Origin of the sequence: Dermacoccus sp. UBA1591 (assembly GCF_002322065.1) — a bacterium.
Lineage (GTDB): Bacteria > Actinomycetota > Actinomycetes > Actinomycetales > Dermatophilaceae > Dermacoccus > Dermacoccus nishinomiyaensis.
The window spans coordinates 1-21833 of the sequence record NZ_DCNR01000098.1 but is presented as its reverse complement, the minus strand read 5'-3'; the positions used below and the strand labels follow the sequence as shown (position 1 = coordinate 21833).

Annotated in this window: 21 protein-coding genes; 16 read left to right on the top strand and 5 right to left on the bottom strand. The window is 69.8% G+C overall.

The features are described from left to right. Positions 1 to 238 (bottom strand): GreA/GreB family elongation factor (locus B2284_RS11140; protein ID WP_476728571.1); only part of this gene is annotated, 238 nt, incomplete at its 3' end. Between the two features lie 208 nt (positions 239 to 446). Continuing rightward, positions 447 to 836, bottom strand: a complete 390-nt coding sequence (locus B2284_RS11135; RefSeq protein ID WP_006944133.1) for a DUF4307 domain-containing protein — start codon at positions 834 to 836, stop codon at positions 447 to 449. Between the two features lie 80 nt (positions 837 to 916). Between B2284_RS11135 and mca the strand changes: the two genes are divergently transcribed. The 5 genes from mca to B2284_RS11110 all read left to right on the top strand — a co-directional run bounded on the left by mca (position 917) and on the right by B2284_RS11110 (position 5148). Next, positions 917 to 1858, top strand: coding sequence for a mycothiol conjugate amidase Mca (gene mca / locus B2284_RS11130; protein ID WP_051806090.1), 942 nt, complete (start codon positions 917 to 919; stop codon positions 1856 to 1858). Beyond that, positions 1858 to 2070 (top strand): hypothetical protein, encoded by a 213-nt coding sequence (locus B2284_RS11125; protein ID WP_006944099.1) that lies wholly within the window; start codon positions 1858 to 1860, stop codon positions 2068 to 2070. Before mca ends, B2284_RS11125 begins: the two co-directional genes overlap by 1 nt. A gap of 77 nt (positions 2071 to 2147) precedes the next feature. Beyond that, positions 2148 to 2912, top strand: coding sequence for an isoprenyl transferase (locus B2284_RS11120; RefSeq protein WP_006944141.1), 765 nt, complete (start codon positions 2148 to 2150; stop codon positions 2910 to 2912). 162 nt (positions 2913 to 3074) lie between these two features. Continuing rightward, on the top strand, positions 3075 to 4487 hold the full coding sequence (locus B2284_RS11115) for a PhoH family protein (protein ID WP_286697520.1): 1413 nt from the start codon (positions 3075 to 3077) through the stop codon (positions 4485 to 4487). 244 nt (positions 4488 to 4731) lie between these two features. Further along, complete coding sequence (locus B2284_RS11110) at positions 4732 to 5148, top strand: hypothetical protein (protein ID WP_115297327.1); 417 nt, start codon at positions 4732 to 4734, stop codon at positions 5146 to 5148. Between the two features lie 150 nt (positions 5149 to 5298). On the opposite strand, the gene coaA is transcribed toward B2284_RS11110, so the two are convergent. Next, entirely contained in the window at positions 5299 to 6261 is a 963-nt protein-coding gene (gene coaA / locus B2284_RS11105; protein ID WP_131941505.1) for a type I pantothenate kinase, read from the bottom strand. Positions 6262 to 6350: 89 nt separating this feature from the next. On the opposite strand from coaA, the gene glmS reads away from it, so the two are divergent. The 9 genes from glmS to B2284_RS11060 all read left to right on the top strand — a co-directional run bounded on the left by glmS (position 6351) and on the right by B2284_RS11060 (position 16961). Then, positions 6351 to 8204 carry a glutamine--fructose-6-phosphate transaminase (isomerizing) gene (gene glmS, locus B2284_RS11100; RefSeq protein WP_136788777.1) on the top strand — a complete coding sequence of 618 codons (1854 nt, stop codon included), beginning with the start codon at positions 6351 to 6353 and terminating at the stop codon, positions 8202 to 8204. A 158-nt stretch (positions 8205 to 8362) separates the two neighbouring features. Beyond that, positions 8363 to 8713 (top strand): holo-ACP synthase, encoded by a 351-nt coding sequence (locus tag B2284_RS11095; protein ID WP_038569133.1) that lies wholly within the window; start codon positions 8363 to 8365, stop codon positions 8711 to 8713. Between the two features lie 77 nt (positions 8714 to 8790). Continuing rightward, positions 8791 to 10422 (top strand): bifunctional ADP-dependent NAD(P)H-hydrate dehydratase/NAD(P)H-hydrate epimerase, encoded by a 1632-nt coding sequence (locus tag B2284_RS11090; RefSeq protein ID WP_131942069.1) that lies wholly within the window; start codon positions 8791 to 8793, stop codon positions 10420 to 10422. A gap of 291 nt (positions 10423 to 10713) precedes the next feature. Then, positions 10714 to 11916 (top strand): alanine racemase, encoded by a 1203-nt coding sequence (gene alr / locus B2284_RS11085; protein WP_062257879.1) that lies wholly within the window; start codon positions 10714 to 10716, stop codon positions 11914 to 11916. Then, entirely contained in the window at positions 11913 to 12401 is a 489-nt protein-coding gene (gene tsaE, locus B2284_RS11080) for a tRNA (adenosine(37)-N6)-threonylcarbamoyltransferase complex ATPase subunit type 1 TsaE (RefSeq protein ID WP_131941503.1), read from the top strand. The genes alr and tsaE overlap by 4 nt, the downstream gene beginning before the upstream one ends. A gap of 201 nt (positions 12402 to 12602) precedes the next feature. Next, on the top strand, positions 12603 to 13343 hold the full coding sequence (gene tsaB / locus B2284_RS11075; RefSeq protein WP_286697519.1) for a tRNA (adenosine(37)-N6)-threonylcarbamoyltransferase complex dimerization subunit type 1 TsaB: 741 nt from the start codon (positions 12603 to 12605) through the stop codon (positions 13341 to 13343). Positions 13344 to 13393: 50 nt separating this feature from the next. Then, positions 13394 to 14065: a ribosomal protein S18-alanine N-acetyltransferase gene (gene rimI / locus B2284_RS11070; protein ID WP_131941501.1), complete on the top strand. Its 672-nt coding sequence runs from the start codon at positions 13394 to 13396 to the stop codon at positions 14063 to 14065. Next, complete coding sequence (tsaD, locus tag B2284_RS11065) at positions 14062 to 15120, top strand: tRNA (adenosine(37)-N6)-threonylcarbamoyltransferase complex transferase subunit TsaD (RefSeq protein ID WP_131941499.1); 1059 nt, start codon at positions 14062 to 14064, stop codon at positions 15118 to 15120. The genes rimI and tsaD overlap by 4 nt, the downstream gene beginning before the upstream one ends. Continuing rightward, positions 15117 to 16961, top strand: coding sequence for a glycoside hydrolase family 3 protein (locus B2284_RS11060; protein WP_131941497.1), 1845 nt, complete (start codon positions 15117 to 15119; stop codon positions 16959 to 16961). The genes tsaD and B2284_RS11060 overlap by 4 nt, the downstream gene beginning before the upstream one ends. 72 nt (positions 16962 to 17033) lie before the next feature. Here B2284_RS11060 and B2284_RS11055 read toward each other — a convergent pair whose 3' ends face one another. Both B2284_RS11055 and B2284_RS11050 read right to left on the bottom strand, forming a co-directional pair. After that, positions 17034 to 17804, bottom strand: a complete 771-nt coding sequence (locus B2284_RS11055; protein ID WP_131941495.1) for a hypothetical protein — start codon at positions 17802 to 17804, stop codon at positions 17034 to 17036. A gap of 318 nt (positions 17805 to 18122) precedes the next feature. Then, complete coding sequence (locus B2284_RS11050) at positions 18123 to 19382, bottom strand: class I SAM-dependent methyltransferase (RefSeq protein WP_131941493.1); 1260 nt, start codon at positions 19380 to 19382, stop codon at positions 18123 to 18125. A 291-nt stretch (positions 19383 to 19673) separates the two neighbouring features. Between B2284_RS11050 and groES the strand changes: the two genes are divergently transcribed. Together groES and groL are read left to right on the top strand one after the other, a co-directional pair. Next, positions 19674 to 19967, top strand: coding sequence for a co-chaperone GroES (gene groES, locus B2284_RS11045; RefSeq protein WP_006944132.1), 294 nt, complete (start codon positions 19674 to 19676; stop codon positions 19965 to 19967). Between the two features lie 145 nt (positions 19968 to 20112). Then, a complete protein-coding gene (gene groL / locus B2284_RS11040; RefSeq protein ID WP_006944135.1) occupies positions 20113 to 21726 on the top strand; it encodes a chaperonin GroEL in 1614 nt (537 codons plus the stop codon). Positions 21727 to 21833: the final 107 nt, after the last annotated feature.

The window sequence follows — 21833 nt, the reverse complement described above, 5'->3', positions numbered from 1 at the left end:
CGACGACGGCGTCGCGCAGCAGCGACTCGAGCTGGCGGATGCGGGCCTCCATCTTGCCCTGCTCCTCCTTGGCGGCGTGGTAGCCACCGTTCTCCTTGAGGTCGCCCTCCTCGCGCGCGGCTTCGATGCGCTTCGCGATGTCGGAACGGCCCTCTCCCTTGAGGTGCTCGAGTTCCGCCGAGAGACGGTCGTATGCGTCCTGCGTCAGGAAGCTGGAGGAGGTGGTGGTCTCGCTCACGGTCTTCTCCTTGCTGTGCTTTCGGGTCTCGCACGGTCTCCCGCACGAAAGAACAAGGCCAAGACGCTGCGGTGTCCGCCGGCGGCGGTGCGCGTCTCAGCCCAGGTGAAACCACCATTCTAGCGCCATGGCGCGAGAACGCACGTCGTCGACGGCTCTTGCGCGCGTCGTCAGCGGGAGAGTGTGCCGCGGCATCGACGCCGCGACGTCACTCGGCCTGAGCCTTCTCGCCCGTGTAGTGACACTCCTTGACGGTGCCCGAGACGGCGCGCGACGTGGTGCGCACGACGTCGGTGTACGTCGTCGAGTCGTAGGGGCTCGGCTTGAGCGAGACCGACTTCGAACCGAGGACGTCGCGGCGGTCATTGAGCGCGATGAGCGTGCAGGTCACCGGCTTGTCCTTGTCGCTGGGGATGACGTCCCAGCTCACCTGGATGCGATCGTCGGAGAGCACCTTGAAGCCGTGTTGGTTCGCGGTGACCGTGTTCGACGTCCACTGGATGCCGAACCAGATGCAGAACGCCGTCATGAGGACCACGCCGAGCGTGCCGATGATCCACCACTTGCGTTGTTCGGCCCGTGGGCGTTCGAGGGGCACTCGCTCTCCTTTGTCACAATGGGTGCTTCGCGGGTTCGCCTGCGGAGCAGTTCAACAGGTCTCACGATACGAGGTGTCAGGTGGCAGGCGGATTCCGGCTCATGGCGGTGCACGCGCACCCCGACGACGAATCGAGCAAGGGCGCAGCGACGATGGCGCGCTACCTCGCCGAGGGGGACGACGTCACCGTCGTCACCTGCACCGGCGGCGAACGTGGTGACGTGCTCAACCCGCGCCTCGTCGACGACCCGCAGGTCAAGAGTGACCTCGTCGCGCTGCGTCGCGCGGAGATGGCGAAGGCGCGCGAGGTCGTCGGCTTCGAGCACGTCTGGCTGGGCTTCGTCGATTCGGGTCTGCCCGAGGGGGACCCGCTGCCGCCGCTGCCCGACGGTTGCTTCGCGCTGGAGCCGCTCGACATCACCGTCGAGGCGCTCGTGCGGGTCATCCGCGAGCGCCGCCCCCACGTCGTCACGACGTACGACGAGAACGGCGGTTACCCGCACCCGGACCACATCATGACGCACGTCGTGACGATCGCCGCCGTCCGCGCGGCGGGCGATCCGGACGCCTACCCGCACGCCGGTGCGCCGTGGCAGCCGCTCAAGGTCTACTACGACCGCACCTTCACCCGCGCGAAGCTGAGCGCCTACCACGAGGCCCTCGTGAAGGACGGGCGCGATTCGCCGTACCCCGAATGGCTGGAGCGCCGCAGCGACCGGCCCGAGGGGCGCGTCACGACGCGGGTGCGCTGCGACGAGTGGTTCGACGTGCGCTCGCGCGCGTTGCTCGCCCACGCGACGCAGATCGACCCCGACGGCATGTTCTTCGCGCTCGACGCGCGCGAGCAGGGCGAGGCGTGGCCGACAGAGGAATGGGACCTCGCACTGAGCGCGGTGCCGCTCACCCCGGACGAGGACGACCTGTTCGCCGGGCTCGGATCACCCGAGCAGGCGGATGCACTCGCGACGAGCGGCGCTGTCACAATGGTGATCGACGACGTCGTCGAACGGAAGGAACACTGATGGGCGGCAACGAATCCGTCGAGGTCACCGCAGGCATCTGGGGTTTTCTCGTGCTCTTCGGCCTGGCGCTCGCGTGCTGGTTCCTGTTCCGTTCGATGAACACGCACCTGCGCAAGATGACGTTCACCGAGCGCGAGCAGAGCGTCGGCGCACGCGAGGCAGACTCCGCGCCGCGCGGGGACGACGACCCGATCGGCAGCGCACAGCACTGATCGTCGCGGCGCCGGGGCAGGCCACCTGCTCCGGCGTTGCTATCGTCAACCCAGCGCCACACCACGAGGAGGCAGCCATGCGCGGACCGGGCGACGTGCTGTACACCGCCTACGAGCGCCAACTCGTCAAGGGCCTGCCTCCTGAGCGTCTCCCGCGTCACGTCGGCCTCATGCTCGACGGAAACCGTCGCTGGGCGAAGAAGAGGGGCGCGAACACCGCGCACGGTCACAAGGCGGGCGCCGACAACATCGAACCGTTGCTCACGTGGTGCGAGGAGCTCGGCATCGAGGTCGTGACGCTGTGGTTGCTGTCGACCGACAACCTCAAGCGCAGCGAGACCGAGCTCGCGCCACTGCTCGCCATCATCGAGGACGTCGTCGACGAACTCTCCGCAGCCGGCAACCGCCGGTTCAACCTCGTCGGCGCCCTCGGGCTGCTGCCGGAGGCGACGCGCACCCGGCTGGAGAACGCCGTCAGCGCGACGCAGGACGGCGACGGAATGGTCGTCAACATCGCCGTCGGGTACGGCGGGCGTCAGGAGATCGTCGACGCTTTCCGCGCCATCCTGCTCGACGCGGCCGAGCGCGGTGAGGACATGACGCAGCTCGCGCAGCGTCTGACGATCGACAGCGTTGGCGACTACCTCTACACGAAGGGCCAGCCCGACCCGGATCTCGTCATCCGCACCTCGGGGGAGCAGCGCCTCGGCGGCTTCCTGCTGTGGCAGTCCGCGCACAGCGAGTTCTACTTCTGCGAAGCGTTCTGGCCCGACTTCCGTCGCGTCGACTTCCTGCGCGCGCTGCGCGCCTACGCCGAACGCGAGCGTCGTTTCGGGTCGTGACGCGTCGCTACGGCGGCCATTCACGTGAAGTTCATGCAGGCTTCTCAGGCTGGCCGCCGACCTGCGGTGGCGCCGCCGTTAGCGTCGAGGACGAGGGGTGCACGACGGCTCCTCGCGGGCGCCCGGCCGGCGCGTTCGCACCCGTGACCCGAGGAATCGACGATGACCCTGGCGGACACCCTCACGACGGGGGGCGCCGCGGGCGCGCTCACCTCGACCACCCAGCTCGAATCGGGCCTCAGGCCCGGAACCGATGACGGCGCGACGACGAACGCCGCCGTCGCCCAGCGCGTCAAGACGTACGTGCTCGACACGTCCGTGCTGTTGTCCGACCCGCGCGCGTTCACCCGGTTCGCCGAGCACCACGTCGTGCTCCCAGTCGTCGTCGTCACCGAGCTCGAGGCCAAACGTCATCACCCCGAGCTCGGCTACTATGCGCGTGAGTGCCTGCGCCTGCTCGACGACCTGCGCGTGCGTCACGGCCGCCTCGACCACCCCGTCCCGATCGGTGATGGCGGCACGCTGCGCGTCGAACTCAACCACACCGACCCCGGCGCCCTGCCCGCGGGTTTCCGACTCGGTGACAACGACTCGCGCATCCTCGTGGTCGCCGCCAACTTCGCGGCCGAGGGCCACGACGTGACGGTGGTGAGCAAGGACCTGCCGATGCGCATCAAGGCGTCCGCAACCGGGCTGTCGGCCGATGAGTACCGCGCCGACGGGGTGCCCGACTCGGGGTGGACGGGCATCGTCGAACGCAGCGTCGACGCGAGTGAGATCGACACCCTGTACGCGACGGGGCGCGTCACGCTCGACGGCCTCGAGGATCTGCCCGTCAACACCGGCGTCATCCTGAGCGCCGACGGCGAGGCGTCCGGTTCGGCGCTCGGGCGCGTCATGCCGGGAAACGTGGTGAAGATCGTGCGCGGCGACCGCGACCTGTTCGGGTTGTACGGGCGCTCCGCCGAGCAGCGCATCGCCATCGACCTGTTGAGCGACCTCGACGTCGGCATCGTCAGCCTCGGCGGGAAGGCCGGCACCGGCAAGAGCGCGCTCGCGCTGTGCGCGGGCCTCGAGGCGGTCATGGAGCGTCGCGCGCACCGCAAGGTGATCGTCTTCCGCCCGCTGTACGCCGTCGGCGGCCAGGAGCTCGGGTACTTGCCGGGCAGTGAGAACGACAAGATGGGCCCGTGGGCTCAGGCGGTGTTCGACACGCTCGGCGCCGTCGTGAGCAAGGAGGTCGTCGACGAGATCATCGCGCGCGACCTGCTCGAGGTGCTGCCACTGACGCACATCCGTGGGCGTTCGCTGCACGACGCGTTCGTCATCGTCGACGAGGCGCAGTCGTTGGAGCGCAACGTGCTGCTGACGGTGCTGTCGCGCATGGGCCAGAACTCGCGCGTCGTGCTGACGCATGACGTCGCGCAGCGCGACAACCTGCGGGTGGGGCGCCATGACGGCATCGCCGCGGTCGTCGAGAAGCTGAAGGGGCACGCACTGTTCGGGCACGTGACGTTGACGCGGTCGGAACGCAGCCCCATCGCGGCGCTCGTGACGTCGGTGCTCGCGAACTGACGGCCGGCGCGTGGGCTGATCGTGGCGCCGGCGCGTGCGGCCTGACGACGGCTCGTCCCGCTGATCGTGTCGCCGACGCGTGGGGCCTGACGGGGTCTGGCCGTGTGCACGCGGCGTCCGATGTGAGCCGGTGGCGGCGGTGTCGGTGTGGCGCGCGCGCAGTGGGCTCGTGACTGGGTAGCGTGTGCTTCGACGATCCGCCGCGGGGAGGTGGCGGGTCACCGATCGTGAGGAAGGCTCGACCGTGCGTCTCGTCCAGAACAAGCTCTTCGGGATCGCGTACTGGGTTGTCGCGTTCGTCGCGACGGTCTTCGCTGCGGTCAGTGCCGGGAAGGCGTCGTCGGGTGCGGCGCCGGAGTTCGGGGAGAGCAAGCGCACCGGCGTCGGCTCGCAGTTCCTGTTCGGCGCGGGGGGTGGCTTGCTCGCGGGTCTCGCGGTGGCGGCGCTGTTCGCCGTCGTCTGGATGGCGTTGTGGGCGGCGGATCGCCGTCGTCACCCGGATGAGGAGTCGCGCGACGACTTCGACACTCTCGACGATCTGGATGACGACTTCGACGCGGCCGAGCGCCGCCACGGGGCCTTCGACCAGGACGACGAGGTCTTCGAGCGCGACGACGTCCGCGACCGTTTCGATTCCGACGAGCGCGCCCGCACCCACTGACCCGTCAGGGGTGCAGGACCGCCTTGCCCGCAGACCACCAGCTTGACGGCCGCATCGGTACGCGCCGGTGCAGGTGCGCGAGTTGCTCTGACGTCCCGCTCGCCGACCGCTCATTGCGCAGGCAACCTTGCGTGATGGCGACGAGGGCCATCACAGCTTCCTCAGTTTGACGCTGTCGACGGCGTGGTTGCTGCTCTTGCGCAGGATGGCGGTGGCGCGGCCGCGGGTGGGTTGGACGTTGTCGATGAGGTTGGGCAGGTTGATGCTCTCCCAGATGCGGGTGGCGAGGGTGACGGCTTCGTCGTCGTCGAGTCGGGCGTAGCGGTGGAAGTAGGAGTCGGGGTCGGCGAACGCAGTTTCGCGTAGGCGCAGGAACCGGTTGATGTACCACTCGCGGATGTCGGTTTCGCGGGCGTCGACGTAGACGCTGAAGTCGAAGAAGTCGCTGACGGTGAGCGTCGAGCGGGTGGGTTGCCCGGGCGTCGAGACAGGTGGTTGCAGGACGTTGAGGCCTTCGACGATGAGGATGTCGGGTTGGCGCACGACGATCTTCTCGTCCGGCACGATGTCGTAGACGAGGTGGCTGTAGACGGGCGCTTCGACTTCCGCCTTGCCGCCCTTGACCTCGGCGACGAAGCGGACGAGGGCGCGTCGGTCGTAGCTCTCGGGGAAGCCTTTGCGGTCCATGATGCCGCGGCGTTCGAGTTCGGCGTTGGGGTAGAGGAAGCCGTCGGTGGTGATGAGTTCGACGCGGGGCGTGTTGGGCCAGCGCGCGAGCAGTTCTTGCAGGACGCGGGCGGTCGTCGACTTGCCGACGGCGACGGAGCCGGCGACGCCGATGATGAAGGGCGTCTTGGCGGGGCGTTCCTGGAGGAAGTCCGTCGTCGTGCGGTGCAGGTTCTGCGTCGCGGCGGCGTAGAAGTTGAGCAGGCGCGAAAGGGGAAGGTAGACGTCCTCGACCTCGGCGAGGTCGATGCGTTCGCCGAGCCCGGCGAGGCGGCGCACGTCGTCGCTCGTCAGGTCGATGGGGTGGGTGTCGCGCAGGCGGGCCCAGTCGGCTCGGGTGAGTTCGACGTAGGGGCTCGGCAGCGGCGGGTGGTGGGCGCGGGTCACGGTGTCATTGTGCCAAGTCCGTGCGGGGACGGCTTCGTGAACGTTGGGGGATTCGTGGGCGGCGCGCGCGTGCCGGTAGTCTGAATCGCATGTGTGGAATCGTTGGATACGTCGGCTCGAAGGTCGACGAGCGCGCTGAGGCCGTCGTCATGGAGGGCCTCGCCCGCCTCGAGTACCGCGGCTACGACTCGGCCGGCATCGCCCTGGTGACGGGCGATCACGTCTCGACGGCGAAGAAGGCCGGCAAGCTGGCCAACCTGCGCGCCGAGCTGGAGAACCACCCGCTTCCCGCGAGTGCGACCGGCATCGGTCACACGCGCTGGGCGACGCACGGTGGCCCGACGGACGCGAACGCCCACCCGCACCGTGGCGGCACGGACGGCAAGCTGGCGCTCATCCACAACGGCATCATCGAGAACTTCCACCCGCTGCGCGCGCAGCTGCTCGAGGACGGCGTCGAGTTCGCGTCCGAGACGGACACCGAGGTCGTCGCGCACCTGCTCGCGAAGGCGTACGCGGGCGATCTGAAGGACGCGATGCTCGAGGTCGTCAACCGTCTCGAGGGCGCGTTCACGCTCCTCGCCGTGCACGCCGACAGCCCGAACCAGGTCGTCGCGGCGCGCCGCAACTCGCCGCTCGTCATCGGCCTCGGTGAGGGCGAGAACTTCCTCGGCTCCGACGTCGCCGCCTTCATCGGGTACACCAAGGAGGCGATGGAGGTCGACCAGGACCAGGTCGTCGTCATCACCCCCGAGGCCGTCGAGGTGTGCAACTTCGACGGTTCCGCGGCGCAGGGCAAGACGTTCCACGTCGACTGGGACGCGGCGTCCGCCGAGAAGGGCGGCTACGACACGTTCATGGAGAAGGAGATCTTCGACCAGCCGGACGCGGTGCGCGACACGCTGCTCGGCCGTACGGACGAGGCGGGGCGCCTGACGCTCGACGAGATCCGCATCTCCGAAGAGGACCTCAAGGCCATCGACCGCATCACGATCGTCGCGTGTGGCACGGCCGCGTACGCGGGCATGGTCGCCAAGTACGCGATCGAGCACTGGACGCGCATCCCGGTCGAGGTGTCGCTCGCGCACGAGTTCCGCTACTGCGACCCGATCGTCTCCGAGCGCACGCTGGTCGTGTCGATCTCGCAGTCGGGCGAGACGATGGACACGCTCATGGCCGTCAAGCACGCCAAGGAGCTCGGCGCCCGCACGCTGTCGATCTGCAACACGCACGGCGCGACGATTCCGCGCGAGTCCGACGCCGTGCTCTACACGCACGCCGGCCCGGAGATCGCGGTCGCCTCGACGAAGGCGTTCCTCGCGCAGATCACGGCCTGCTACATCCTCGGCCTCTACCTCGCGCAGCTGCGCGGCGGCACGTACGCCGACGACGCGGCCAAGGTCATGGGTGAGCTGCAGGAGATGCCGGCCAAGATCGAGGAGGTGCTCGGCCACCTCGAGCGCACCCGCGAGATCGCCCGCTTCATGGCCGACACCCGCTCGGTGCTGTTCCTCGGCCGCAACGTCGGCTACCCGATCGCGATGGAGGGTGCGCTCAAGCTCAAGGAGCTCGCCTACATCCACGCCGAGGGCTTCGCCGCCGGTGAGCTCAAGCACGGCCCGATCGCGCTGATCGACGCCGGGCAGCCGGTGTTCATCGTGGTGCCCGGACCCGACACGCCGCACGGTCTGCACGGCAAGGTCGTCTCCAACATCCAGGAGATCCGTGCGCGCGGCGCACGTACGCTCGTCATCGCGGAGGAGGGCGACGAAGCCGTCGTGCCGTTCGCGGACGAGGTCATCCGCATCCCGAAGTCGGCTCCGCTGCTCGCACCGCTGCTCGCCATCGTGCCGCTGCAGGTGTTCTCCCTCGAACTGTCGACGGCCAAGGGCCTCGACGTCGACCAGCCGCGCAACCTGGCCAAGAGCGTCACCGTGGAGTGACGCGCGCCGACGCCGACGGGGCGCTCCCACCACCATGTGGGGGCGCCCCGTCGTATGCCGGCGACCTGCGTCGCGAGGCCCGGTCGCCCCGTTCGTCAACGACGGCGCCGTGTTGCTCGGGGGCTCGGTCTCGAGGCGACAAGTGATTGACTGAACTCATGATCGTGGGAGTGGGCATCGACGTCGTCGAGATCGACCGGTTCGCCGAGACACTGGAAAGCTCGCCCGGAATGCGTGAGCGCTTGTTCACACCGCTGGAGCGTGATCTGCACGTGCGCTCGCTCGCGGCCCGGTTCGCGGCGAAGGAGGCGTTGAGCAAGGCGCTCGGCGCGCCGCCCGGGATGAGCTGGCAGGACGCGGAGGTCGACACCAACGCGCAGGGGCAACCGTTCCTGCGCACGGGCGGGACGGTCGCCTCCCGCATGGACGACCTCGGTGTCGACGCTCTGCACCTCTCGCTGACTCACGACGGTGGCATCGCGTCGGCCGTCGTCATCGCGGAGGCATGACGATGAGTTGCACTACGGGTCACGGCAGCTGGGGCGACGGTGGCTTCGCGTCGGCCGTCGGGCGAGGAGGCATGACGATGGAGAACGACATCGAGTACGTCGGGCGGCTCGACGGTGACGACCTGCTGCGGACGGCGTCGGTGACGTGGGTTCGTGAGGCGGAGAAGGCGAGCGGCGAGCTGCTGACGAGCGGCACGCTCATGCAGCGCGCTGCCGCTGCGGTGGCGCGCGTCGTCGCCGATGAGGTGCGCAGGCTGCGCGCTGACCGCGTCGTCGTGCTCGTCGGGCCTGGGAACAACGGCGGTGACGCGCTGTTCGCTGCCCGTGACCTCGCGCGCGACTTCGGAGTGCGTGCCGACGTCGTGCTCGTCGCCGGCAGAGCGCACGAGGAGGGTCTCGCCGCGGTGCGCGACGCGGGTCTCGACGTCATCGAGCACCCGCAGGGGCCGCACAGCGAGTGCGGTGGCGAACACTGCGACGGGCCACGCTCGCTGCAGACCATCACGGCCGCGGACCTCGTCGTCGACGGCATTCTGGGCATCGGCGCGCGCGCCTCGCGGGGCTCGAGCGGCTCGCATGGCGAGGACGACTCGGACGCGGCGCCGTGGGCATCTGCCGTACGGGCGATCGGGCGCGAGACGCACGTCGTCGCCGTCGACTGCCCGACACCTGGCATCACGGCTGACCGCACGGTGACGTTCGGAGCACTCAAGACGTCGATGCTGCTCGACCCACGCGCGGCGGGTGAGGTGGGAGTCGTCGACATCGGGCTCGCCGAGCTCGACGGTCTGAGCACCGATGCGCTGCGATGGAGCGTGCAGCAGTATGCGGGGCGCTGGCCGATTCCTGGACCGCACGACCACAAGTACACGCGCGGCGTCGTCGGCATGGCGACGGGCAGCAACGCGTTTCCCGGTGCGGCGGTACTCGGGACGGTGGCGGCCGCGACGGCCGGCGCCGGCATGGTGCGGTACGTGGGGCCGTCACGTCCGTCCGACCTCGTGCTCGCCGCCGTCCCCGAGGCCGTCCACGGCATGGGCCGGGTGCAGGCCTGGGTCGTTGGTTCCGGCATCGATGGCGTGAGCGAGCGCGAGAAGAACTCCGAACGCTACGAGAGCGCGATAGAGGTGCTCGGCGAGGCCGTTCCCGTCGTCATCGACGCCGGCGCGCTGACGTGGCTCGACGAGATCGAGCGGCCCGAGGGCAGCGTCACCGTCATCACGCCGCATGCGGGGGAACTCGCGTCAGCGCTGGCGTTGCTCGGCATCACCGACGACGGTGACGACGTGACGCGTGAGGCCGTCGAAGCCGACCCCGTGCGGTGGGCTCGTCGCATGGCCGACGGGACGGGATACGTCGTGCTGCTCAAGGGCGGCGCGACCGTCATCGCGCGTCCGGCGCAACGATCAGCCGATGGCATCGCGTACGACCGGGCTGTTTTCGTCGAGAACCGCTCGCCGAACTGGCTCGCGACGGCCGGGACGGGCGACGTCCTCGCGGGCATCGTCGGGGTGGCGCTCGCAGCGGGGATCGAGGCGTCGGCAGCATGCAGCGTCGCGACGTACATCCACGGGCGGGCGGCGCACCTGGCGAACCCCGGCGGCCCGGTGCGGGCGCTCGACGTCGCCTCGAACGTCGGACGCGCCATCGCCGAGCTCGTCGAGATCAAGACGAGATTCGACGACGACCTGCACGCCGGCCGCCTCTGACGTCCGTGCACCACCGCGTCCGCCCTGCGAACGGCGTCCGCCTCTGCAAGTTTCGTCCACATCCGCGATTCCTGTGCCCATTGGCGAACGGCGTCCCCCTTCGCGATTCCCGTCCCCATCGGCGATTCTTGTCCACATTCATGTGGTGACGGCGGCTGCAGGCGCACCTCGAACCTGGCATGGCAACGTCTGTTCAATGTGGACGAAAATCGCCGATTTGGACGGGAATCGCCGTTGGGGCGGGATCGGGGTGCTGAGTGCGGGCGGGGTGGGTGAGAAAATGGGCGCATCATGACTCACTCAGCCGCCCCAGCACTGCTCGGCAACGCGCCGGCGCGCGTCGTCGTCGATCTCGATGCCATCGCCGACAACGCCAACGAGATGACGCGTCGCGCCGAGGGCGCCTCCGTTCTCGGTGTCGTCAAGGGCGACGCGTACGGTCACGGTCTCGTGCCGAGCGCCCGCGCCGCCGTCAACGGGGGCGCGACGTGGCTCGGTGTCGCGCAGTTGGCTGAGGCGATGACGCTTCGTCGCGCGGCCGCCGAGGGCGCCGGCGACCTCGATGTTCCGGTGCTGTCGTGGCTGCACGCTCCCGGCTCACCGTTCGCCGATGCCATCGAGGCGCGCATCGATCTCGGGGCGCCGTCCGTCGGCGAACTCGACGGGATCGCTGCCGCGGCGCGCCGCGTCGGGCGTCGGGCGCGCGTGCACCTCAAGGTCGACACGGGCCTCGCCCGCAACGGCGCCTATGGGGACGACTGGCCGCGCCTCGTCGAGGCTGCGAAGGCTGCTCAGGCAACGGGTGACGTCGAGGTCGTCGGATTGATGACGCACTTCGTGCGCGCGGACGAACCCGGCCACCCCGAGAACACCGCCCAGATCGAACGGTTCACCTCCGCCGCAACCGACTGTGAAAGTGCCGGATTCGAACTCGAGGTGCGGCACATGTCGAACTCGCCGGCGACGTTCTTCCTGCCAGAGGCGCGCTTCGACCTCGTCCGCCCCGGGCTCGCGCTCTACGGGCTCTCGCCCGCACCCGACCTCGCGACGAGCGAGGAGCTGACGCTGCGCCCCGCGATGTCGATCACCGCGAACGTCACGGTGACGAAGCGCGTACCGGCCGGGCAGGGCGTGAGTTACGGCCACACGTACACGACGCCGCGTGAGACGACGCTCGCCGACATCCCCGTCGGGTACGCAGACGGCGTGCCGCGCGCCGCGTCGAACGTCGGCCCGCTCCTGGTGGCGGGCGCGCGCACCACCATTGCCGGCCGCGTCTGCATGGACCAGATCGTCACCGACGCCGGGGACGCCGCCGTCGCGGCCGGCGATGAGGTCGTGCTGTTCGGGCGCGCGTCCGACGGCACCCAGGGCCCGAGCGCCCAGGACTGGGCTGACGCCGCCGGCACGATCAGCTACGAGATCGTCACGCGCATGAGCACGCGGCTGCCGCGCGTCTATACGGGAAGCCTGGCGAAGGAGCTCGGACTGTGAATGACCTGGTGATTCGCGGCAGCAAGCACCTGCCCGACGCCCACGCGACGACCGCGTTCGGTGCGGCGCTCGCGGGTGTGCTGCGCGCGGGGGACGTCGTCGTCATGACGGGCGATCTCGGAGCAGGCAAGACGACGATGACGCGCGGCCTCGGTGCGGCACTGAACGTGCGGGGTGATGTCACGAGCCCGACGTTCGTCATCGCGCGTGAGCACCCGTCGCTGGGTGACGGGCCGGCCCTCGTTCACGTCGACGCCTACCGACTCGGCGGGTTCGGTGAACTCGACGACCTCGACCTCGACACGTCCGTCGACGACGCCGTCACCGTCGTCGAATGGGGCGCCGGGATGGCCGAGGGGCTGTCCGAGGACCGGATGCACCTCACGATGACCGGGCTCGACGACCGCACCGTCACCGTCGAGACGGCCGGGCCGCGCTGGGAGGACATCGACCTCGTCGCGGCTCTGGGGCTCGTCGCCGACTGAGCATCGCAGCCAGCACCTGCGTCGCTGCACATTTCTCGTGCAGCGGTCGTGACCGCGCCGCAGTCGCAGCCGCAGCCTCGGGCAACGTGTGCGTTCCGCGTCGGCCGGTACCTCGCCCGGAGCTGCTCGACGCGAGCCCTCCGCGCCCAGCCGGACGGCAGCTTCGTCAGGCGAGTTGCGTCCCGCCGATAAGCTGGACGGGTGCTTCTCGCGATCGATACGTCCACCTCCGCCGTCACGGCAGCCCTGCACGACGGGCGTGACGTCGTCGCGCGCACCTCGACGATCGACGCGCGTCGTCACACCGAGATCCTGGCACCCGCGATCGAGGCCATGTTCGCGGAAACCGACGTGGTGCCCGCAGACCTGTCACGCGTCGCCGTCGGCGTGGGGCCGGGGCCGTTCACCGGGTTGCGCGTCGGCATCATGACGGCGATGACGTTCGCGTACGCCCTCGACCTGCCCATCGGTGGCGTGTGCTCCCTCGACGCCCTCGCGCATCGTGCGCACACGCTCGGGATGCGCGGTCCGCTGCTCGTCGCGACGGACGCGCGCCGCAAGGAGATCTACTGGGCGCATTACGACCTCGACGGTGGGCCGATCGTCCCGGGCGACCCGGCCGTCGACAAGGCCGCCGCGGTCGCCGAACAGCTCGGTGACATTCCCGCCGTCGGTCGCGGTGCGAGGCTCTACGCCGACGTTCTCCATGACGCGACGCGGACAGGCGCGGCCGGCGCTGTCGACACGTCCGGCGACGCGGCCCTGACGGGAGCAGGCGAGGCTGAGGTGCTGCTCGACGTCGACGCTGCCGACCTCGCGATCGTCGCGCAAGAGCGCGTCATGGCGGGGGAGCGCCTGCTCGACACCGAACCTCTCTACCTGCGCCGCCCTGACGCCGTGCCCGCTGCTGCGGCACCCATCGCGCGCGTTCTCGGTCGATGAACAGCGTTGCACCGCAGGGTTTGTCGGCCATTCCTTCGAGCGATTCGTCAGTGGTCAGCCCCGTGGACCACACCGCGTCACCAGAGCCCGCTGCGCAGCCTGCCGCGGCGACGGCGAGTGCTGACGTCGCCCTGCGCCCCGCCACCTGGCGCGACATCGAGACCCTCGCGGCCCTCGATGCGCAGCTCTTCGAGCACGACGCGTGGCGCGAACGCACGTGGTGGGACGAGTTCGCCGCACGCCCGCGCCGTCAATACGTCGTCGCAGTGGGCGCTGCTGTGCCGCAGCAGCGCGTCGTGGCTGACGGCACGGCGCACGCCCCAGAGGCCTCGCCGGACGACGCCGATGACCGCGAGCCAAGCGCACCGCCGATGCCGCGAACCGACGGCGCACCTCACGTCTCGGCGAATGGTCACCCAGAACACATCCTCGGCTACGCCGGGCTCGACGTGGCCGGCAGCACTGCCGACGTCATGACGATCGCCGTCACCCCCGAGGCGCGCGGCACAGGGCTGGGGCGTCGGCTGCTCGATCACCTCGTCACAGCCGCCACGCACGCGGGCGCCGAAGCCCTGCTGCTCGAGGTGCGCGCCGACAACGACCCTGCGCTGCGTCTCTACGAACGCGCCGGGTTCGATCGCCTCACCGTGCGCCGTCGCTACTACCAACCCGGTGACGTCGACGCCGTCATCATGCGCAAGCTCCTGAAGGAGACCCGATGAGCCTCACCGCCACCCGCGAACCCCTCGTCCTCGGCATCGAGAGTTCGTGCGACGAGACAGGCATCGGCCTCGTGCGCGGCACGACGCTGCTCGCCAACGAGGTCGCGAGTTCGATGGATCTGCACGCCCGCTTCGGTGGTGTCGTGCCCGAGATCGCGAGCCGCGCGCACCTCGAGGCGATGATCCCGTCGCTGAGTCGCGCCTGCGACACGGCGGGCGTCAAGCTCGCCGACGTCGACGCGATCGCCGTCACCGTCGGCCCAGGTCTCGCCGGTGCGCTCATGGTCGGTGTCGCGGCAGCGAAGGCCCTGTCGATCGCCCTCGACAAGCCGCTCTACGGCGTCAACCACCTCGCGGCGCACGTCGCCGTCGACATGCTCGAGCACGGCCCGCTGCCGGAACCGACGATGGGGCTGCTCGTCTCCGGCGGCCACACGAACCTGCTCTACGTGCCCGACATCGCGACGGACGTGCGCAGCCTCGGCAACACGATCGACGACGCGTGCGGCGAGGCGTTCGACAAGGTGGCGCGCGTACTCGGCCTGCCCTACCCGGGCGGCCCGGCGATCGACGAGGCGGCCAAGGACGGCGACCCGAAGGCCATCCCGTTCCCGCGTGGGTTGTCGACGAAGAAGGACCTCGAGAAGCACCGGTACGATTTCTCGTTCAGCGGCCTCAAGACGTCCGTCACCCGCTGGGTCGCGACGAAACAGGCTGCCGGGGAAGAGGTTCCGGTCGCCGATGTCGCCGCGTCCTTCCAGGAGGCCGTCGTCGACGTCATCACGAAGAAGGCCGTCATGGCTTGCCGCGACTACACGTGCGACAACCTCATGGTCGGCGGCGGCGTCTCGGCCAACTCGCGGCTGCGCACGGTGCTCGAGCAGCGTTGCACGTCGGCGGGCATCTCGATCCGCGTGCCGAAACTGAGCCTGTGCACCGACAACGGCGCGATGGTCGCGACGCTGGGCGCGCACCTCGTCGCGAAGGGCATCGCACCGTCGACGCTCGCCGTGCCCGCCGACTCCTCCATGCCGATCGGACAGGTGATGGGATGACCCCGCGCACCCCCGCAACCACCCCTGTTACCGGCACGCCTGACGTCGCCCCCGCGGGCGTCGCCTTCGCCGCCGACCAGGCCCGACTCGCGCCCCGCCGACGCCGCGTCCGCCTGACGGTCGTCGCCGCCGCAACGTTGTCGATGACGCTCGCCTCGTGCAGTTCGTCGGACGACGGCAAGCCCGTGTCATCGTCCGGATCGTCGGCATCGTCGAAGGCGTCCGGTTCGGCCGGCGCATCGGCGCCGGCTAACGGAAATCGCACCCAGGCCGACACGGGCCTGCCGACACAGGCAGAGCTCGACGCCGCGACGGATGACGTCTCGAAGCTGACGACGAAGCAGCTCGCCGGGCAGGTCATCGTCGGGTACTACCAGGGCACGAGCCCGCAGGCGGCCGCTGATGCAGTGCGTCGCAATGGCCTCGGCGGGGTCATCATCATGGGCGACAACGTGCCGAGCAACCCCACGGACGAGTCAGCGGGCTTGCCGGCCGTCACGAAAGCGGTGCAGGGCGCCGTCAAGGAGAGCGGACGGTCATGGCCGGCCGTCATCGGCATCGATCAGGAGGGCGGTCCGGTCACCCGCATCACCTCCGGCGTCACCCCGCTGCCGGGTGCGATGGCCTACGGCGCCGCCGACGATGCGGCGCTCGCGACGCAGCTCGCCAAGGACGAAGGCCAGGAGCTGCGTTCGCTCGGCGTGACGATGAACTTCGCACCTGACGCGGACGTCACCGTCGGCCCCAGTGACCCGACGATCGGCGTGCGCTCGCCGAGCAGCGACCCGCAGCGCGTCGCGCGAGCTGTCAACGCGCAGGTCGCCGGTTACCAGCAGGCCGGCATCGTGCCCGTCATCAAACACTTTCCGGGCCACGGCTCGGTGACGACGGACACGCACGTCGACTACGCCGTCCAGGCTCAGTCGGTCGAGCAGCTCATGAAGCGCGACTGGGTGCCGTTCGCCTCGGCGAGCAAGGCCGGCGTGCCCGCCATCATGACGGCGCACATCGTCGTCAAGGACGTCGACCCCAACGTGCCGAGCACGCTCTCGCCGAAGGTGCTCACGGGCCAGTTGCGCGACAAGCTCGGGTTCAAGGGGCTCATCGTCACCGACGGCATGAACATGGGCGCGATCGTCAAGAAGTTCGATCGCGGCGGCGCTGCAGCGGTGTCGGCGCTCGAGGCCGGAGCCGATGTCGTGCTCATGCCCGCCGACGCGAGCGCGTCGGTGAGCGCGATCGAGAAGGCCGTCGCCTCAGGAGCACTGACGCGCCAGCGGCTCATCGAATCCGCCGCGCGCATCGTCGCGACGACGCGGCACCAGCACGTCAGTGCGCCCGACGCGTCGGTGCGCGGTTCCCATGACGACGACGCGCGCCGTCTCGCGAAGGCGTCGATCACCCAGCTCGGCGGGCGCTGCGGGCGTGACCTCGTCGGGAGCCGTGTGCGGGTCGAAGGGGGGACGGCGGAACATCGAGCGACGCTGACGAAGGAGCTGAAGGCCCGCGGCGTCGACGTCGGACTGCGGGGCACGCGGGTGAACCTGCTCGAAGGGGGCGTGTACAACGCCGGCGAATCGTCCGCCGGCGGGGGAGCGGAGGCGACGTCGCCCGGCACGTCAGGAGCGATCAAGGCCGGAAACAGCGGCGTGCAGATCGCCCTCGACACGCCCTACCCGCTCGCTCTGCGCGGCTCCGACACCGTCGGACTCGCGGCCTACGGTTCGACGCAGCCGACGTTCGCGGCGCTCGCGGACGTCCTGACCGGCAAGGCCAAGGCCGGTGGGACGCTGCCCGTCGCCGTCGGCAAGGACGGGGTGGGCTCTTCAGCGTGTCGATGAGCGTGCCGCCTTCCGGCGGACCGTCATGCCCCGTGCGTGCGCCCCATTTCGCTCGAACTCGCTGACACGGCGTCAGCGAAACAGCCAAGCATGCACGAGCGAACCGAGCACCCAGCTGATGCCGACGAACGCCGCGAAGCCGGCGAAGCCTGAACGTCGCTGATCGGGCGCAGGGGCCGTGGAACGGCCGAACCACCCCTCGCGCATCAGGTACCACACGAGGCCGACGCCCATGGGGCAGCCGAAGATCCAGAACCAGCTCCAACGGGTGCCGAAACGGGGCTGGCGGGCGTACAGCGATCCCAGCGCGATCAGCACGCTGAGCAGCATGACGACCCCGTAGGTCTCGACGGTGCCCGAGCCGTCGGCGTAGGTGATCGTGCCCAGCGGCGTGAGCGCGCGGACCGTCGTGACGCGCGTCGACGCAGCCTGGGTCGCGAGCGATCGGTAGAGGGCGGCCGACGGGCTGGACGCGGGGTCGGGCCAGCCGTCCTCGGCGGTGCGCCAGCCGGTGACGCTGAAGTCGCGCGTCACGTGCAGCCCCGAGCTGTCGCTCCAGGCGATCTGCTGCTCCTGCGTCGACGAGAGCGTGCCCGCGCCGTCGCCACCGTTCTCGCGCGGGGTCGTGAAACGCGAATCCTGCCATTCCTGGGAGAGGGGGTCGGCGAGGCCCGGCGTGAAGTGACCGCTCGGGCCGTCGTCGGAGGGGCGCTGCACGACGAGCCAGTGCACGTCGTCGTGCCGCTGCAGGGCGCTGGCCGCGTCGGCCACACTGCCGGAACGCATCGGCGAGGCGAGGATGCTGACGGCCCACACTGCCCAGAGGATGAGAGCGATGCTCATCAGCCAGGTAGCCGTGCCGCTGCGCCCGGGCGCGGACGGTCGTCGGCCTGTGGTTTCGGCAGGAGCAGGTGGCACAGGCGTCGAGCCTTCGGAGAGGGCGCCCGCCTCGGACGTTTGCATGTTCGTCAATATCTACGGCCCGAGTGCGTCCGAGCTGGGGCGTGGATCTCGGTCAGGTCACGGTTCGCACGCCCATCCTCGAGATCGAGCGATACGGGAGAGCCCGAGCGCTGTGGTGCTCGAATTCGCCCACATCGCTCGATCTCACGGATGCGTCATGGGGCGGGGCGGGGCGTCAGGGAAGCGGGGCGGCGAGCGTCACAGCGGTTCGACGACGAGTGCCAGGCGCTCGTCGTCGAGCGTCACGAGCACGACCGTCAGGGCGTTCGAGCCCTTGAGCTTGAGCGAGCGGCGCAGCGCGTCTGCGTCGATGTCCACGTCGCGTTTCTTGATCGTGAGGCGCCCGACGGCGCGCTCGCGCAGGTAGGCGCGCAGCGTCTTCTCGTGCAGCGGCACGGAGTCGAGCACGCGGTAGGCGCGCCCCAGCAGCCCGATGTCGACGAGCGCATCGGCCGTGACGTAGCCGTGTCCAGGCGTGAACTCGTGGCCGCCCGTGGCGTCGAGCAGCGCCCCGACGAGGCCGCTGCGCGTCAACGCCTTGTCGGCCTCGTAGAAGTACGCTCCCAGTGACGCGCGGCTTGCGGGCGCGGCGTCGATGCCGTCGAAGTCGGCCTCGATGACGTGCAGGACGTCGGGCGGGACGCGATCGCCGGACGACCTCGGGCCGCCCGGCCGGGGGCGCACGATCGTCGCAGTTCTGCCGACGTCACGGACGGCGGCGCCCCACCACACGCTCGCCTCCACGACGCCGCCGGCGTAGGAGACGAACTCGACCTCGCAACCGCTCGGCACGTCGTGATGGGCCAGGCTCGGCGAGAGCTTGGCGCCTGCCGCGGGGGCGGCAGCCGCGACGTGCTGGATCAGCTCCCAGGTCGGCGTCAGCGCCGCGAGGGAGAACGTGCGCTTCGTGCGCCCGCGGATGTCGGCGACGCCGGGCGTGCGGCGTGCCGGGTCGAACCACCAGGCGGCCCCGGCTTGGTCGAGCGAAGCCGCGACATCCTCGACCCGCCCCGTGACGACGCGACTGCCGGGAAACGACGCGAGGTTCTGAGCGGCCAGGGCTGCGGTTTCCGGATCCGCTTCGACGCCGATGACGTCGAGCCCGGCTCGCGCGAATCCGACGGCGTCGGAACCGATTCCGCAGCCACCGTCGATGACGAGGCTCGCCCCGGCGTCGAGGAACCGCTGCGCGTGCAGACGGGCGATGGGTGCGCGCGTGGCCTGTTCGAGGCCGTCGGGGGTGAAGAACATCGACGCCGCCGCATCACCGAACTTGTCGACGGCCCTGGCCCGCAGCCGGGACTGGGTGAGCGCAGCGGCGACGAGTTCGGGGGAGTGCCCTGCGGCGCGCAGCCGCGTCGTCAGCATGACGACGTTCTTCTCCTCGTAGGGCGGGAGCGAGGCGAGCAGCGCGCGTCCGTCGTCGGTGAACAACTCGTGCACGACGCTCGCATCCATGGCCGCCATTGTGTCATCGGGGGCCCTCGGAGCAGCCCCCGATGCGCTGTGGGCGAACATCGGAAACGAGTTGGCACTCGGCTTGACCGAGTGCCAACGGCGTTACTAGATTCGGTTCCAGCACTCACCCCTGGGTAGTGCCAGTGAGCTCATCCCTCGACCCCCGCGACGGCGAGGCGATGTCGGCCCACATGCATGCCACACCGCCACCGGTGGGTGGTGTGGCCAGGGAACGAAAGCATCCGTCCCGCCCGAGAAGATCGGGCGGTCTGCGAAAGGGAAGGTCCTACCGTGTCGGTCAACATCAAGCCGCTCGAAGACCGCATCGTCGTCAAGGCCGTCGAGGCCGAGCAGACCACGGCCTCCGGCCTCGTCATCCCGGACACCGCCAAGGAGAAGCCGCAGGAGGGCGAGGTCATCGCCGTCGGCCCCGGTCGCATCGACGACCACGGCAACCGCGTTCCGGTCGACGTCGCCGTCGGCGACAAGGTCATCTACTCGAAGTACGGCGGCACCGAGGTCAAGTTCGCCGGTACCGAGTACCTCATCCTCTCCGCTCGCGACGTGCTCGCGGTCGTCTCCTGACGATCCGTCGAGCCAGCAGGTGACGACGAGCCCGGCTCAGGTCTGACGGCCGGGCCGGGCTCGTCCTTTCCTCTCACTCGCACCCCACACTCTTCCGCTGCGCGCGTCACGCGCCGCGCGGCGCCTTCGAACGAAAGGTTGAACCATGGCCAAGACGCTTGAATTCAACGACGACGCCCGCAAGTCCCTCGAGCGCGGTGTCGACGCGCTCGCCAACGCCGTCAAGGTGACGCTCGGCCCCAAGGGCCGCAACGTCGTCATCGACAAGGCGTGGGGCGCCCCCACGATCACGAACGACGGTGTGACGATCGCCCGCGAGGTCGAGCTCGAGGACCCGTACGAGAACCTCGGCGCGCAGCTCGCCAAGGAGGTCGCCACCAAGACGAACGACGTCGCCGGTGACGGTACGACGACCGCGACGGTTCTCGCCCAGGCGCTCGTCAAGGAGGGCCTGCGCAACGTCGCTGCGGGCGCTGCTCCGTCCGGCCTGAAGCGCGGCATCGACAAGGCCGTCACGGCCATCAACGACCAGCTGCTCGCCAACGCGCGCCCCGTCGACGGTCAGGACGACTACGCCAAGGTCGCCTCGCTGTCCGCTCAGGACGCGACGATCGGTGGCCTCATCGGTGAGGCGTTCGCGAAGGTCGGCAAGGACGGCGTCATCACCGTCGAGGAGTCCTCGACCGCCGAGACGAAGCTCGAGTACACCGAGGGCATGCAGTTCGACAAGGGCTACCTCTCGCCGTACTTCGTCACCGACCCCGAGCGCATGGAGGCCGTCCTCGAGGACGCCTACATCCTCATCAACCAGGGCAAGATCTCGGCCATCGCCGACCTGCTGCCCGTCCTCGAGAAGGTCGTGCAGTCCGGCAAGCCGCTGCTCATCATCGCCGAGGACATCGAGGGCGAGGCCCTCTCCACCCTCGTCGTCAACAAGATCCGCGGCACGTTCAACGTCGTCGCCGTCAAGGCCCCCGGCTTCGGCGACCGCCGCAAGGCGATGCTGCAGGACATCGCGATCCTCACCGGTGGCCAGGTCATCGCCGAGGAGGTCGGGCTCAAGCTCGAGAACGCCGACCTCGACTCGCTCGGCCAGGCACGCCGCATCCAGGTGACGAAGGACAACACGACGATCATCGACGGCGCCGGCGCCGCTGATGACGTCGCGGGCCGCGTCAAGGAGCTCAAGTCCGAGATCGAGCGCACCGACTCCGACTGGGACCGCGAGAAGCTCCAGGAGCGCCTCGCCAAGCTCGCCGGCGGCGTCTGCGTCATCGCCGTCGGTGCGCACACCGAGGTCGAGATGAAGGAGAAGAAGCACCGCATCGAGGACGCCATCGCGGCCACGCGTGCGGCCATCGAAGAGGGCATCGTCGCGGGTGGTGGTTCGGCCGTCATCCACGCGTCGTCTGCTCTCGACTCCCTCTCGCTCGAGGGTGACGAGGCGACGGGTGCCACGCTCGTCGGCAAGGCCATCGCGGAGCCGCTGCGCTGGATCGCCGAGAACGCTGGCCTCGAGGGCTACGTCGCCGTCTCCAAGGTGCGCGAACTGCCCGTCGGCCAGGGCCTCGACGCCGCGACCGGCGAGTACATCGACCTCGTCGACGCCGGCATCATCGACCCCGTCAAGGTGACCCGCTCCGCGCTCACCAACGCCGCCTCCATCGCCTCGATGGTGCTCACGACCGACACCCTCGTCGTCGAGAAGAAGGAAGAGGAAGAGGCCCCCGCCGCCGGCGGCCACGGCCACAGCCACTGATCCTTCCCTCGCTTCGTCTTCCGGCGGCGGTCTGAGCGGGGCGCATGCGCCCCGCTCAGACCCCGCTCGGCGCGACGATGCTTCGGGCGTGACAGACGAATCCCGCC

Excerpts from the sequence above, each read along its gene's own strand:
- B2284_RS11050 (WP_131941493.1), bottom strand. The coding sequence starts at position 19,382 with ATGGATGCGAGCGTCGTGCACGAGTTGTTCACCGACGACGGACGCGCG.
- B2284_RS11125 (WP_006944099.1), top strand. The coding sequence starts at position 1,858 with ATGGGCGGCAACGAATCCGTCGAGGTCACCGCAGGCATCTGGGGTTTT.
- B2284_RS11060 (WP_131941497.1), top strand. The coding sequence starts at position 15,117 with ATGACCCCGCGCACCCCCGCAACCACCCCTGTTACCGGCACGCCTGAC.
- glmS (WP_136788777.1), top strand. The coding sequence starts at position 6,351 with ATGTGTGGAATCGTTGGATACGTCGGCTCGAAGGTCGACGAGCGCGCT.
- B2284_RS11090 (WP_131942069.1), top strand. The coding sequence starts at position 8,791 with ATGGAGAACGACATCGAGTACGTCGGGCGGCTCGACGGTGACGACCTG.
- B2284_RS11115 (WP_286697520.1), top strand. The coding sequence starts at position 3,075 with ATGACCCTGGCGGACACCCTCACGACGGGGGGCGCCGCGGGCGCGCTC.
- tsaD (WP_131941499.1), top strand. The coding sequence starts at position 14,062 with ATGAGCCTCACCGCCACCCGCGAACCCCTCGTCCTCGGCATCGAGAGT.
- B2284_RS11120 (WP_006944141.1), top strand. The coding sequence starts at position 2,148 with ATGCGCGGACCGGGCGACGTGCTGTACACCGCCTACGAGCGCCAACTC.
- B2284_RS11055 (WP_131941495.1), bottom strand. The coding sequence starts at position 17,804 with ATGAGCATCGCTCTCATCCTCTGGGCAGTGTGGGCCGTCAGCATCCTC.
- groL (WP_006944135.1), top strand. The coding sequence starts at position 20,113 with ATGGCCAAGACGCTTGAATTCAACGACGACGCCCGCAAGTCCCTCGAG.
- B2284_RS11095 (WP_038569133.1), top strand. The coding sequence starts at position 8,363 with ATGATCGTGGGAGTGGGCATCGACGTCGTCGAGATCGACCGGTTCGCC.
- alr (WP_062257879.1), top strand. The coding sequence starts at position 10,714 with ATGACTCACTCAGCCGCCCCAGCACTGCTCGGCAACGCGCCGGCGCGC.